We start from the raw sequence: 14,366 nt of genomic DNA, 5'->3' as shown, positions 1-14,366 counted from the left end.
GCTATTCTTAGCACAATTTTTTTAAGAGATTTCTTATTTTTTATGCAAAATAATTATTTAACACAACTTCGTTTTGTTGATTTACCTTTAAATCATAAAGTTTTGAATGCATTACAGGCGAAAGGCTTTGATTATTGTACGCCAATTCAAGCACTTTCTTTGCCTATTAGTTTGTCTGGAAAAGATGTTGCGGGTCAGGCGCAAACAGGAACAGGGAAAACGATGGCATTTTTAACTGCCACTTTTCATCATTTATTAGAGCATGAAATATCTGACACGTCTTTCTCACAGCCTAGAGCATTAATTTTAGCCCCCACGCGTGAATTAGCTGTTCAAATTAATAATGATGCTGAATTATTAGCTCAAGCAACGGGGCTAAAAACAGCATTAGCTTATGGCGGTGATGGTTACGATAAGCAATTAAAAGCGATTGAAAAAGGTGTTGATATTTTAATAGGCACAACTGGGCGAGTGATTGATTATGTCAAGCAAGGCATTATTCGTTTAGACCAAATTCAAGTAGTAGTATTAGATGAAGCAGATCGTATGTTTGATCTAGGGTTTATTAAAGATATTCGTTATTTGTTACGTAAATGTCCTCCGCCACAGCAGCGCTTAACCATGTTATTTTCAGCTACATTATCTTATAAAGTACGTGAGCTAGCGTTTGAGGACATGAATGATCCAGAATACATAGAAATAGAACCATTACAGAAAACGGGTCATCGCATTAAAGAAGAGCTATTTTATCCCTCTAATCAAGACAAAATGGCGTTGTTGTTGACGCTATTAGAGGAAGAATGGCCTGAGCGTTGTATTATCTTTGCGAATACAAAATATCGTTGTGAAGACATCTGGCGTTATTTAGTTGCAGATGGTCATCGTGTCGGATTATTAACAGGTGATGTAGCACAGAAAAAACGTCTTTCATTATTAAAACAATTTACAGATGGGCAATTAGATATTTTGGTTGCTACGGATGTGGCTGCTCGAGGCTTACATATTGCAGATGTTACACATGTCTTTAATTATGATTTACCTGATGATCGTGAAGACTATGTACATCGTATTGGACGCACGGGGCGTGCTGGTGAAAGTGGTGTCTCAATCAGTTTTGCTTGTGAAGAGTATGCAATGAATTTACCTGCAATTGAGGAATATATTGCACATAGTATTCCTGTCAGCCAATATGACGTGAATGCACTCTTAACATTGCCAAAGCCCTATAGAGCGAAGCGTAGTAGTTATTCAGCGAATAAAAATACAGTAAGTTCGTCAAATAAACGCCATCTAAAGCGGCATTTTAAATAAGTACATTAAAGGATATGAGTTTGAATACATTAACTGATTTTATTATTAATAAATTAGATGCTTTAAAAGCAATTGATATTCTACATCTTGATGTGCGAGGCAAATCACCGATAACTGATGACATGGTGATTTGTACTGGTTCATCAAGTCGCCATGTGTCTTCTTTAGCACAAAATTTAATTACAGAATGTAAACGTGCTGGTTTTGAAACTTTTGCTGATGAAGGCTTAGATACAGCAGATTGGATTGTTGTCGATTTAGGGCAAACTATTGTCCATATTATGCAATCAGATAGTCGAGAAATGTATCAACTTGAAAAACTGTGGGGCTAGGTTGTGAAAATTCAACTGATTGCTGTTGGAACAAAAATGCCTGCTTGGGTCGCTCAAGGGTTTGAAGAATACCAGCGGCGTTTTCCAAAAGATATGCCATTTGAGCTGATTGAAATTACAGCGGGCAAACGCGGTAAAAATGCAGATATTAAGCGTATTTTGGAGCAAGAAGGTAAGGCGATGTTAGCGGCTTGTGGTAAAAGTCGGATTGTGACTCTAGATATTCCAGGTAAAGCTTGGAACACTGAGCAGTTAGCCACCCAGCTTGAAGCATGGAAAAATGATGGACGCGATGTATGCTTATTAATTGGTGGACCAGAAGGACTTTCACCAGAATGTAAAGCGGCTGCTGAACAAAGTTGGTCATTATCACCTTTAACGTTACCACATCCATTGGTTCGTATTGTCGTGGCAGAAAGTTTATATCGAGCTTGGTCTTTGACGACGAATCATCCTTATCATCGTGAATAATTCATTGACTCTGCTATGAAGTTGAAAAAATTGCTGTCACAACAACAAGATCTTATTCGAGATAATAAATCAGAACGCAATCTTTTTGCGCGTCGAGCATTAATCTCTTTTATCTTTGTATTAGTTTTATCCGCAATTTTGACTACGAATTTGTATCATTTACAGATTGTGAATTATGAAAGTTATCAAACTCGTTCAAATGGTAATCGGATTAAATTATTACCTTTGCCTCCTACTCGAGGACTGATTTACGATCGCTATGGTAAACTTTTAGCCGAAAATCTGACATTCTTTGGCTTATATATTGTGCCTGAAAAAGTGGAAAATTTAGACCGCACTTTTGATGAGCTGAGGGCATTAGTTGGATTGACTGAAGAAGACATTGAATCATTCAAAAAAGAGCGTCGTCGTTCCTCTCGTTATACATCGATTTTATTGAAACCTCATTTAACAGAAGAGCAAATTGCGCGATTTTCAGTAAATCAGTACCGTTTTACTAGTTTAGAAATCAAACCTTATTTCAAACGGCATTATTTGTATGGTGAGCCTTTAACGCATATTTTGGGCTACGTTGCGAAAATTAACGATAAAGATGTAGAGCGTTTAAAAACAGAGGGTAAGTATACTAATTATGCAGGTACACATGATATTGGTAAACTAGGTATTGAACGTTATTATGAATCGCAATTACATGGTACGACAGGTTTTGAAGAAGTTGAAGTGAATAACCGCGGTAAAGTGATTCGTAAATTACGTGAACAACCTGCTATTGCAGGGAAAAGTATTCATTTGACGATTGATTTAGAGCTACAACGTTATATTACTGATTTATTAGGTAATCAAAAAGGTGCTGTCGTTGTGCTTGATCCTAAAGATAATAGTATTTTAGCGATGGTTTCTACGCCAAGCTATGACAATAATTTGTTTGTTGGTGGCATTTCAAGCGTGGATTATAAACGTTTATTAAATGACCCTAATCGACCTTTATATAGTCGTGTAACGCAAGGTGCTTATCCGCCAGCATCAACTGTTAAGCCTTTTATTGGTGTTGCAGCGTTACATGAAAATGTGATTACACAGAATATGACTATTTTTGATCCTGGCTATTGGATTTTACCAAATACGACAAAACGTTTTCGTGATTGGAAAAAAACTGGGCATGGTCATACGGATTTAAACAAGGCAATAGTCGAGTCTTCAGATACTTATTTTTATCAAACTGCCTATAATATGGGAATTGACCGTTTATCTGACTGGATGAAACGTTTTGGCTTTGGCATGCCTACAGGCATTGATATTCAAGAAGAAACAGCCGGTATTATGCCAGATCGTGAATGGAAGCAAAAACGACACAAAAGACCTTGGGTTCAAGGAGATACGATTTCAGTTGGCATTGGTCAAGGTTATTGGATTGCAACACCATTACAAGTTGCAAAAGCAACAAGTATTTTGATTAATAACGGCAAAGTGCATACGCCTCATTTGATGAAAAGTATTGAAGGAAGTGCGGTCGAATTTTATCGAGATCCTTTATTATATGAAGATATTACAGAGCCTAAGGCTGCTTATTGGGAGGCGGCTAAACGTGGTATGTATAATGTTGTTAATGCGGCAAATGGGACAGGACGTAAAGCCTTTGTTGGCACCAATTATCGTGTAGCAGGGAAATCGGGGACAGCACAAGTTTTTAGCTTAAAAGAAAATCAAACTTATGATGCAAGTGGATTAAAAAAAGAATTACATGACCATGCATGGTTTACTGCTTATGCACCTTATGAAGATCCTAAAATGGTCGTGGCAATTATTTTAGAGAATGCAGGGGGAGGTTCAAGTGTTGCAGCGCCTGTTGTACGACAAATTATGGACTACTATCTCAATCAACGTCTACCACAAATGAATCAGTTATCCGCTACGCCACAAACTGAATCAGAGGACACTGAATAATGCGCGAAAAAAATATTTGGCTTTCACTATGGCGTAAGTTACATATTGATCTATGGTTGTTAGTGGGGCTTATTGCAATTACTGGCTATGGTTTATTAGTCTTATATAGTGCCTCTGGTGGTAATGAAGCGATGTTCCGTAACCGCTTGATTCAAGTTTGCTTAGGGTTTGCTGTAATGTTGATTATGGCACAATTTCCCCCAAAATTTTATCAACGTATTGCTCCCTTATTATTTGTTATTGGCATTGTTTTGTTAATTTTGGTTGATGCGATAGGGACTACAAGTAAAGGCGCACAGCGTTGGTTAGACTTAGGGCTATTCCGTTTTCAGCCCTCTGAAATTGTTAAGTTAGCCGTACCATTAATGGTGGCGGTCTATTTAGGCAAACGTCATCTTCCTCCCAAATTAAGCCATACATTTATTGCATTAATGTTGATTTTAGTTCCGACTTTACTTGTGGCGATTCAGCCTGACCTAGGCACCTCGATTTTAGTGAGTGCATCAGGATTATTTGTGGTTTTTTTAGCAGGCATGAGCTGGTGGCTAATCTTAATCGCCCTTGTAGGATTGGCTGCATTTATTCCAATTATGTGGTTTTATCTCATGCATGATTATCAACGTACACGTGTATTGACATTATTTGATCCAGAGAAAGACCCTTTAGGTGCGGGTTTCCATATCTTGCAATCTAAAATTGCAATCGGATCAGGTGGTTTGAGTGGTAAAGGTTGGATGGAAGGAACACAATCTCAGCTTGAATTTCTACCTGAACCGCATACAGATTTCATTTTTGCTGTATTAAGTGAGGAATATGGCATGGTTGGTTTTCTGGTTTTAATGGCAATCTATTTGTTTATCGTAGGTAGAGGATTAATCATTGGGCTAAATGCACAAAGTGCATTTGGGCGGATTCTAGTAGGAGCGATTACACTTATTTTTTTCATTTATGTTTTTGTGAATATTGGTATGGTAAGTGGTATTTTACCCGTCGTTGGTGTGCCCTTACCTTTATTTAGTTATGGAGGCACTTCATTTGTCACATTGATGGCTGGCTTTGGTTTGATTATGTCAATTCATACACATAAGGAACATTTTCTCAAGGGAACTAATTAGCATTTTGACCATCTTAGATTATGATTAAAAAATAACAGAATTAACTTATGATGAAACAACAAATTTTTCGAATATTGACCGCACTTTTTGCTGCGCTACTTGCGTTGAATGTGAATGCAGAAACAGCTAGGCAATTATTTGGTTTACAAGGACCGAACTTAACTTATCAACAACCTGAAATGAAATCTTATTCTTATTGGATAAAAGGTGTTGGCTACCGTACTCAAACAACGAATGAAGCCAAATCTTATTCAAGAGAAGGGGTCGCTAGCTTTTACCACCGAAAATTTCATGGTCGAAAAACATCAAATGGTGAAATTTACAATGAAAATTTATATACCGCAGCACATAAAACATTGCCAATAAATTCGTATGTTTTAGTGACAAATTTACGTAATAACCGTAAAGTAATCGTTCGTATAAATGATAGAGGACCTTTTGTTAAAGGCAGAATTATTGATTTATCACGTGCAGCTGCAAGAGAAATTGGGATTGTTGGTAGCGGGATAAGTAAAGTACGAGTTGAAATGTTCGCTGTCGATAGACAAGGTAAAATTAGTGGTCCAGCAACGAGTAGTTTAACTAAGTTAGCTAAAAATCAAGCTATACTAGCTCGTTTAGAGATGGATTCGATTGGCACTGCGATTAGTGAACCAATAGTAGATAAAACTACGTCGACAAAAAAATCTGTAGCGCATATAACGACATATAAAATTCGTGTCCTTAATTTTGATTCCAAGCAGCAAGCAGAATCTTTGATAGCACGTCTTGGACGTGATGACTTAAAATTAGAAATTATGCCAAATGAGGCAAAATTTGATATTTATTTTGGACCTTTTAGTGAGAAGTCACAAGTTGATGAATTAAAAACACAATTGAGAAAACTCAATTATTCCAAACCACTAATTGTATATACATTTAGTGATTAACTTAAATCAGGACACTGACAGTATGTTTAAGACAGTTGTAAAAAACACACAGGTTGCATTTATTGCAAGTTTATTTATTGCATCAAATGTTATTGCACAAGAGATTAATTATGGCATTGCCGCACCACAATTAAACGCACAGACATTTATTTTAATGGACTATAACTCTGGTGCCGTTCTCGCCTCATTAAATCCAGATCAACGTCAATATCCCGCTTCTTTAACTAAAATGATGACAAGTTATGTTGTTGGCGATGCATTAAAACAAGGCAAAATTAATAATACAGATATAGTGACTATTGGTGAAAGTGCATGGGGAAAAAATTTTCCAGGCTCTTCAAAAATGTTTTTAAATTTAAATCAGCAAGTTTCTGTTTCAGATTTAAACCGTGGTGTCATTATTGTGTCAGGTAATGATGCTTCAGTAGCGATTGCGGAACATGTTGCGGGGTCTGTTCCTGCATTCGTTAACGCAATGAATAAGTATGTTACTCAATTTGGTTTAAAAAACACTCATTTTACGACAGTGCATGGTTTAGATGATGATAACCAATATTCTTCAGCACGAGATATGGCTTTGATAGGTGCACATTTAATTCGTGATTTACCAGAAGAATACCAAATTTATGCTGAGAAGGACTTTACTTTCAATAAAATTAAACAAAGTAATCGTAATGGTTTACTTTGGGATAAAACTTTACAAGTTGATGGTATTAAAACAGGTCATACCGATAAAGCAGGTTATAACTTAGTTACTTCAGCAGTGAATGGTAATAACATGCGTTTAATTTCTGTAGTAATGGGCGTTCCGACGATTAAAGGTCGTGAGGTTGAAACTAAAAAGCTTTTACAGTGGGGATTTGCTAATTTTGAAACCTTTAAAACACTTGAAGCAGGTAAAGCTGTTTCTGAACAGACTGTGTACTATGGTGGTGAGAGTAATGTAGCATTAGGAATGTTACAGGATGCTTTTATTACAATTCCAAAAAGTAGACAAACAGATTTAAAAGCACGTTATGAGTTACATTCAAAATATTTAAAAGCACCTTTAGCTAAAGGACAAGTTGTGGGCCAAGTCATATATCAGCTTGATGGTAAAGATGTCGCAAAAGTTGACTTGCAGGTTATGCAAGATGTGCAAGAAGGTGGCATATTTGGTAATGCTTGGGATTGGTTAGTTTTAACAGTAAAAAGCCTGTTTGATTAATATGATATTGTCCCGATTTTATAAATAAATTGAATATTTCTCTAACCGCACTTTCGCTGGGACGCTTAAAAGTGCGGTTACTTTCTGGTTAGTTTTAGGATATTGAAATGACAGACAAAACAATACAGTTAAATGATCTTCCGCAAGCAAAACTTAAAGATCTTTTAGAATTTCCATGCGCATTCACATTTAAAGTCGTTGGAAATAATCGTAGTGATTTAGTTGATGACGTAGTCGCAATGGTGCAAAAATACGCGAAGGGAGATTATAATCCCCGTCAGCAAATCAGTAGTAAGGGGACTTATAATTCAGTCTCTATTGATATAGTGGCAGAGAATATTGAGCAAGTAGAAACATTGTACGAAGAGCTTGCTAAGATTGATGGCGTCAGAATGGTCTTATAATCACGCATGATAAAACAAACAGAACTTGTCGTTCGTCAACTAGGGGTACAGGATTACCAAGATGTTTGGTATAAGATGCAAAAGTTTACTGATGAGCGCGATATAGATACACCAGATGAAATATGGTTAGTTGAACATCCGTCAGTTTTTACGCAAGGGCAGGCGGGTAAAGCAGAGCATCTTCTCCAGCAAACAGCTATCCCTGTTATACAATCGGATCGAGGTGGGCAAATTACTTATCATGGCTTGGGCCAGCAAGTCATGTATGTATTAATTGATATTAAGCGCCAAAAAGCATTAGGTCATGATTTGAATGTGCGTCAATTAGTGACTGCACTTGAGCAGACTGTAGTTCAAACCTTAGCAGATTATGGAGTTAAGGCTTATGCGAAAGCTGATGCACCAGGTGTTTATATTGATGAAAAGAAAATCTGCTCACTTGGTTTACGCATTCGTAAAGGTTGTTCCTTTCATGGGTTAGCGCTGAATATCAATATGGATTTATCACCTTTTCATTTCATTAATCCTTGTGGTTATGTAGGACTGGAAATGTGCCAACTAGCCGATTTTATTCAACCAGCTGAAGCAACTTGTGAACAAGTTGCACCAAAATTAGTTACACACTTTGCCCAATTATTAGGATATAATGCAACAAAATTTTAACATCTCAACAAAATTTGAAATTTTGCGAAAAACTGACCGCACTTTTTCAGATTGCGTGATTAGAGTAAGGAAGTCAAATGGGCACACCTTTTAAAATGGAACGTGGCGTAAAATACCGTGATGCAGCTAAAACGTCCATTATCCCAGTAAAGAATATCGATCCTAATCAAGAACTATTAAAAAAGCCTGAATGGATGAAAATTAAATTGCCAGCAAATTCGGAAAAAATTAATAGTATTAAAAATGGTATGCGTCGCCATGGATTACACTCTGTCTGTGAAGAAGCATCTTGTCCAAATCTGCATGAGTGTTTTAATCATGGTACAGCAACTTTTATGATTTTAGGCGCGATTTGTACTCGCCGTTGCCCATTTTGTGATGTAGCGCATGGCAAACCGTTACCACCAGATCCTGAAGAACCACGTAAATTAGCGGAAACTATACAAGATATGAAGTTACGTTATGTTGTGATTACCTCTGTGGATCGTGATGATTTGCCTGATCGTGGGGCTGGTCACTTTGCTGAATGTGTGAAAGAAATTCGTCAGCTTAATCCAGATATTAAAATCGAAATTTTAGTACCTGATTTTCGGGGTAGAATTGAACAAGCATTAGACAAATTGAAAGATAATCCGCCAGATGTCTTCAACCATAATTTAGAGAATGTGCCACGTTTATACCGAGAAATTAGACCTGGTGCAGATTATGAATGGTCATTAAAGCTATTACGTGACTTTAAAGCGATGTTTCCGCATATTCCAACAAAATCAGGGTTAATGGTTGGCTTGGGAGAAACAAATGAAGAAATTGTAGAAGTGATGCAAGATCTACGTAAAAATGGAGTGACGATGTTAACTTTGGGACAATACTTACAACCTAGCCGTCACCATCTACCTGTTGCACGTTATGTTCCACCAGCAGAGTTTGATGAATTTCGGGATAAAGCACAAGCGATGGGCTTTGAACATGCTGCTTGTGGTCCGTTTGTACGCTCATCTTACCATGCGGATCTACAGGCTAAAGGCGAAATAGTGAAGTGATTTAGTGACAATAAAAATGGAAAGTAAAGAATACTTTCCATTTTTTATTGGTAGTGATTTGCAAAAATTATTGGATTGGATAAGCACGATTTAAATCATATTTAAATAGTACTAATGCCATGCCGATTAATAAAATATCTTTGAAAATAAAGCCATTAAAACCAAGTTGCGGTAATAAACTGACTGTGACAACAGCAGTAGTAAAAACTAAGAAACTACCTAGTAAGCCAATTTTAGGTCGACTAAAGCCTACTACTAAACTCACATAAGCAATTGTTTCGACTACGCCTAATAAATAGCTTGTGTTATGAAACCCCAATAGGTCATATAAAAAAGTTAACCAGCTATTTGCAATAATAGGTTTTAGCCCTTCAACTTCGAACTCAAACCATTTTGTGTTACCAAAGACAAAAAATAGAATAATTACGCTTAGACGCAGTACCACGATATCAATCTCTGATTGTTGGAATTTCTGGCGCCATATCTGCATTTTTCCTCCTTTAATAATCTATGAAATCAAATTGTAATGATTAGACGAAGAAATATAATTCGTCTTACATAATATTTTCTTGAGAATATTAGTGGTAACTTAACTAGTTAAATTTGCAGGTTTTTAGTTTGCGTGAATAAATAAACAGTGTGTCGTAGAATAAAATTAAGTGAATTTTTAATAGCTAAAATGGAAATACGGTAAGGGGTGACTTACCGTATTCTGTTTATTATTGATGATCTATGAAGACTAATACAATAAATTTACTACACCAGTTGTGAGTGCTGGAATATAAGTTACCATCATAAGAGAAGTGAGTAGTACAATAATAAACCAAACGTTATCTTTAGTTACACTCCAAATATCTTTTTTAGCGATAGATGAGGCAGTAATTAATACACTAGCAACAGGCGGTGTTTGCTGACCCACTGCGATATTGAGCGTTAAAATAATACCAAAATGAATTGGATCTATACCTAATTGTGTAATAAGTGGCATAACAATTGGGACAACTAGTATGATTGCAGCTGCACCATGTAAAAACATACCAATAATAAATAACATGACATTTAACATCATTAAAACGATATATTTATTATCCGATATATTTAAAATAGCGGATGCCATTTGTTGCGGTACTTTTTGTTCAGTGAGAAATAGACCTAATACAGCTGAAGTCGCAACAAGTAACATTACAACAGAAGTACCATTTACGCTTTCTACTAATGCTTTATAGACAGATTGAATTGTTAGCTCTTTGTAAATGAAAAATCCAATAATGAGGGCTAACAATACAGCTAAACCAGCAGCTTCTGTAGCTGTTGTAAAACCAGAGATAATTCCACCTAAGATAAGTACAGGGAGAGTTAATGCCCAAAATGCATTTTTAAATGCAATACATAATTTCTGTAAACTAAAGTTTTCTTCTCTTGGCAAATTATATTTCACTGCATAATAGTAACAGACTGCAAACATACCTAAAGAAGCAATTCCCCCAGATGCTAAACCAGCAATAAAGAGTTTAGAAATTGATACATCAGCCATAGCGCCATAAATAATCATAGGTAAAGATGGCGGAATGATCACCGCTAGGGATGCAGAAGAAGAGGTAACAGCAGCAGAAAATGTTGATTTATAACCTCTTTTTTTCATTGCCGGTATCAGTATAGAACCAAGAGCAGCGACATCTGCAACAGAAGAGCCTGAGATTTCAGCAAAAATCATGGATACACCTACATTAACCATTGCTAGCCCACCTCTAACGAAGCCTATCAGTGCGTTAACAAAATTGATTAATCTGACTGAAATCCCACCTGTATTCATTAATGCACCTGCAAGAATAAATAATGGAATAGCAAGTAATGAGAAGTTTGAGGCCCCATCAAAAATAGATAATGCTACATTATAGATAGAATCAAAGCTATTAGTGATTAACATACCGATTAATGAGACGATACCGATAGCGACTGCAATTGGTACGTTGATCATAACAAGTAGAACAAGACCGATCAGAACTAAGAATGCAATCATTGTAGTTTCTCCCTTGCCATTTTAATATCTTCATTATTATCAACTTCTTTGAGTGCTTGTTCTATTTCTTCATCATCTTGAGTTTTTCCCTTGATGAGAGAACTAAGCGCTTTGGGAATAGATAAAATTTCTGCAATTATAAAGAGGATACAACCTATAGGTAACGCTGATTGAGCAATAGATAACGGGATAAAATCAAGGCTGGTTAAGGTTTCATCACCAAAAATAGAAAGAACATAAAAACCAGCCCAAGCTAATAAAATAAAGAATCCAATAATGAATATTTCTGTAATATAGAAAATAATTTTTTTCGTATTTATTGGTAATGAAGCAATGAAATTGCCAAATCCCATATGGCTTCGATTTAAAGCACTTAAGGCTGCTCCATAAAATGTCAACCAAGCAAGCAATATAGCGGAAATTTCATCATACCAATATAACGATTTCCCTAGGAATCGAGTAAAGATAGAGATGATGATAATTATTGCTAATGAACTTAAAATAAGTACGGAAATAATCGTTAGGATTCTTTTTGTCAAATTAAATAATGTATCCATAAGAATATACTCCTAATGGCAATTTTATTTGATGGCATCCTTAATCTTATCTAATAATTCTTTTCCATTTGGCACTTCAGAAATGAATTCATCATAGATAGGTTGGCTTGCATCAATGAATGCTTGAATATTGGCATTATTAATCTTCATACCGCTGTCAGCCAATTTCTTTTCTAATTCTTTTTCACGTTTTTCAGCTTCAGCATATCCCCATGTTTGGGCCTCTTTTGCACCAGCTTCGATAATTTTCTGAACGTTTTCTGGTAACTTTTTGTATGAGTTTTTGCCTACAGTAAGATAAGCGGGTGAATAGACATGATTAGTGATACTCAAATACTTTTGTACCTCTTGTAATTTTGCTGCATAAATATTAGTCAGAGGGTTTTCTTGACCGTCAATAACACCTGTTCTTAAGCCAATAAATACATCACCAAATGGGATTGGGGTTGGATTGGCTCCCCATGTTTTAAACATTTTCAATCGCCAAGAACTACTTGGTGTACGAATTTTTAACCCTTTTAAATCTTCTGGATGGTTAATTGGATGATGATTATTAGTGATACTTCTAAAACCATTCTCCCATAGACCAATGATTTTATATCCTTTTTTTTCAACTTCAGGCGCGACTAGAGGATAAAAAACATGTTCCTCGATTTTACTCAGCTGTTGACGATTTGTGATCAAAAAAGGTAACTCAAAAATAGCCATTTGAGGAATATTAGTTGCTAGTGTTGATGAAAGAAGAGCGATATCAATTGTGCCTAATTTAAGTTTCTGTTGTGTATCTTTATCATTTCCGAGTTGACCAGAGCCAAAAAAATTTAATTGATAATCTAGTTTTGCTTCTGAAAGCTTTTGATTTGTGACATCAACAAAATATTTTGTTGTGTCATACTGAAGAGAGCCTAGACTTGCTGTTGTTGATACAACAAGGTCTTTAGCTAAAGAACTATTTGTGAGTAATATGGCTAAAGATGCAGTGATTGCTGCTTTTTTTAATAATGATGTTCTCATAATTACAGTCTCCATTAGTCGTTTTGTGTTTATCGAAGGATAAAACCAAATGAATCCTCGTTGTAAAAAAGCGCTTTAAATATATTGAATGTACTTCAATATAACCAAGGTTATTCATTTGTTCAATCTATGTAATTTTGATTATGTGATCTTATTCACGTTTTTGGCTCATTAATTTTTAATTAGCAATAGATATAGAATTTTTTAAAAATTTTTTCTATTTAAATTCAAATATGTGATAAATATCACATCAAAAATAGAAAAATTTTGTTTTAATACATTTAACAAAAGTTAAGTTAATGTTCTTTTGAGCGTTTTATATATATTTAGGAGAATTAAGCATGACAAAATCTACAGTAGCATTGACTCTAGGTGATCCAGCAGGTATTGGACCAGAATTAGTCGCTAAACTATTAGCTAAAGAAAATGTTAGAGAAAAAGCTAATATAGTCTTGGTTGCAGATAAAGATGAATTAGAGAAAGGAATGGAAATTGCTCAAGAACGATTTATTTATGAAGAAGTGACATTTAATAATTTAGGTCAATATGAGTTTAAAGCGGGTGTTCCAGTTTTAATCTCTCATAAATCTTCTCATCCCTTACCTTTTGAGTATGGAAAAGCAACTGAACAAAGTGGTGTCTATATTTTAGAAACACTTAAGATTGCGTTGAATTTAGCCAAAATGGGATATGTACAAGCGATTTGTTTTGCACCTCTGAATAAACAAGCTATGCATAAAGGGGGCTTACGTTATCGTGATGAATTACACTGGTTTGCGGAGCAAACAGATTTTAATGATTTTGTTTGTGAATTAAATGTTGTCGATGATATTTGGGCTGCTCGAGTGACCTCCCATATCCCATTCAAAGATATTGTACCTAATTTATCTGTTAAAGCCGTATTTGATTGTATTCACTTGTTATATCGATCTTTGGTTCAAGCGGGAGTCGAAAATCCAAAAATTGCTGTTCAAGCATTAAATCCACATGGTGGCGAAGGAGGTGTTTTTGGTGATGAAGAAATGACTATTATTCAGCCAGGTATGGAAAAAGCACGCCAAGCTGGTATTGATGTTTATGGTCCATTCCCAAGTGATACTACAATGCGTGAAGTAGAACGCTTAAAAATTAATGGTGTAGTATCGATGTATCATGATCAATTTTCTACTGCACTTAAAATTTTAGGTTTTGAGCGTGGTGTGACAGTTCAAGGTGGTATTCCAATTCCTATCACGACAGCTAATCATGGTACTGCATTTGATCTACATGGCAAAAATATTGCAATCCCAACTGCATTCGAGGCTGCGTTTAATATTGCAGTTCGAATGGGAACAGGTGTTTTAAATAAAAAGTAATCCT

The 14,366-nt window shown here is 35.7% G+C and carries 15 protein-coding genes; 11 read left to right on the top strand and 4 right to left on the bottom strand.

From position 1 onward, the window contains the following. Positions 1 to 42: 42 nt before the first annotated feature. The 10 genes from rhlB to lipA all read left to right on the top strand — a co-directional run bounded on the left by rhlB (position 43) and on the right by lipA (position 9,416). Positions 43 to 1,311 (top strand): ATP-dependent RNA helicase RhlB, encoded by a 1,269-nt coding sequence (gene rhlB, locus K7G93_RS06740; protein WP_191134575.1) that lies wholly within the window; start codon positions 43 to 45, stop codon positions 1,309 to 1,311. A 20-nt stretch (positions 1,312 to 1,331) separates the two neighbouring features. Further along, positions 1,332 to 1,643, top strand: coding sequence for a ribosome silencing factor (gene rsfS, locus K7G93_RS06735; RefSeq protein WP_153266374.1), 312 nt, complete (start codon positions 1,332 to 1,334; stop codon positions 1,641 to 1,643). Positions 1,644 to 1,646: 3 nt separating this feature from the next. Further along, complete coding sequence (gene rlmH / locus K7G93_RS06730) at positions 1,647 to 2,114, top strand: 23S rRNA (pseudouridine(1915)-N(3))-methyltransferase RlmH (protein WP_049215407.1); 468 nt, start codon at positions 1,647 to 1,649, stop codon at positions 2,112 to 2,114. A gap of 15 nt (positions 2,115 to 2,129) precedes the next feature. Continuing rightward, a complete protein-coding gene (gene mrdA, locus K7G93_RS06725) occupies positions 2,130 to 4,058 on the top strand; it encodes a penicillin-binding protein 2 (RefSeq protein WP_228400336.1) in 1,929 nt (642 codons plus the stop codon). Then, a complete protein-coding gene (gene rodA, locus K7G93_RS06720) occupies positions 4,058 to 5,173 on the top strand; it encodes a rod shape-determining protein RodA (protein WP_049215403.1) in 1,116 nt (371 codons plus the stop codon). Before mrdA ends, rodA begins: the two co-directional genes overlap by 1 nt. A 50-nt stretch (positions 5,174 to 5,223) precedes the next feature. Further along, entirely contained in the window at positions 5,224 to 6,102 is an 879-nt protein-coding gene (locus K7G93_RS06715) for a septal ring lytic transglycosylase RlpA family protein (RefSeq protein WP_174694536.1), read from the top strand. Positions 6,103 to 6,124: 22 nt separating this feature from the next. Then, positions 6,125 to 7,309: a serine hydrolase gene (locus K7G93_RS06710; RefSeq protein WP_226691014.1), complete on the top strand. Its 1,185-nt coding sequence runs from the start codon at positions 6,125 to 6,127 to the stop codon at positions 7,307 to 7,309. Positions 7,310 to 7,416: 107 nt separating this feature from the next. Further along, positions 7,417 to 7,713 carry a DUF493 family protein YbeD gene (ybeD, locus tag K7G93_RS06705; protein ID WP_049215397.1) on the top strand — a complete coding sequence of 99 codons (297 nt, stop codon included), beginning with the start codon at positions 7,417 to 7,419 and terminating at the stop codon, positions 7,711 to 7,713. 6 nt (positions 7,714 to 7,719) lie between these two features. Then, a complete protein-coding gene (gene lipB, locus K7G93_RS06700) occupies positions 7,720 to 8,376 on the top strand; it encodes a lipoyl(octanoyl) transferase LipB (RefSeq protein ID WP_049215395.1) in 657 nt (218 codons plus the stop codon). 77 nt (positions 8,377 to 8,453) lie between these two features. After that, on the top strand, positions 8,454 to 9,416 hold the full coding sequence (gene lipA / locus K7G93_RS06695; protein ID WP_228400335.1) for a lipoyl synthase: 963 nt from the start codon (positions 8,454 to 8,456) through the stop codon (positions 9,414 to 9,416). Positions 9,417 to 9,483: 67 nt separating this feature from the next. Here lipA and K7G93_RS06690 read toward each other — a convergent pair whose 3' ends face one another. The 4 genes from K7G93_RS06690 to K7G93_RS06675 form a co-directional block, all read right to left on the bottom strand. Continuing rightward, positions 9,484 to 9,906 (bottom strand): DUF417 family protein, encoded by a 423-nt coding sequence (locus K7G93_RS06690; protein WP_226691016.1) that lies wholly within the window; start codon positions 9,904 to 9,906, stop codon positions 9,484 to 9,486. 249 nt (positions 9,907 to 10,155) lie between these two features. Beyond that, the gene (locus K7G93_RS06685) at positions 10,156 to 11,436 is read right to left on the bottom strand and encodes a TRAP transporter large permease (RefSeq protein ID WP_049215390.1); all 1,281 of its coding nucleotides are present in this window, start codon (positions 11,434 to 11,436) and stop codon (positions 10,156 to 10,158) included. Then, a complete protein-coding gene (locus tag K7G93_RS06680) occupies positions 11,433 to 11,993 on the bottom strand; it encodes a TRAP transporter small permease (RefSeq protein ID WP_049215388.1) in 561 nt (186 codons plus the stop codon). Before K7G93_RS06680 ends, K7G93_RS06685 begins: the two co-directional genes overlap by 4 nt. A gap of 24 nt (positions 11,994 to 12,017) precedes the next feature. Next, positions 12,018 to 13,007, bottom strand: a complete 990-nt coding sequence (locus K7G93_RS06675) for a TRAP transporter substrate-binding protein (protein ID WP_049215386.1) — start codon at positions 13,005 to 13,007, stop codon at positions 12,018 to 12,020. 341 nt (positions 13,008 to 13,348) lie between these two features. Between K7G93_RS06675 and K7G93_RS06670 the strand changes: the two genes are divergently transcribed. After that, positions 13,349 to 14,362, top strand: a complete 1,014-nt coding sequence (locus K7G93_RS06670) for a 4-hydroxythreonine-4-phosphate dehydrogenase PdxA (protein WP_049215384.1) — start codon at positions 13,349 to 13,351, stop codon at positions 14,360 to 14,362. The last annotated feature ends 4 nt before the right edge of the window (positions 14,363 to 14,366 follow it).

This window comes from Pasteurella canis, from assembly GCF_020810675.1.
In the GTDB taxonomy this organism is placed as follows: domain Bacteria; phylum Pseudomonadota; class Gammaproteobacteria; order Enterobacterales; family Pasteurellaceae; genus Pasteurella; species Pasteurella canis.
Note: the sequence above shows the minus strand (reverse complement) of the source record. Positions and strands in the feature narration are given on the sequence as shown.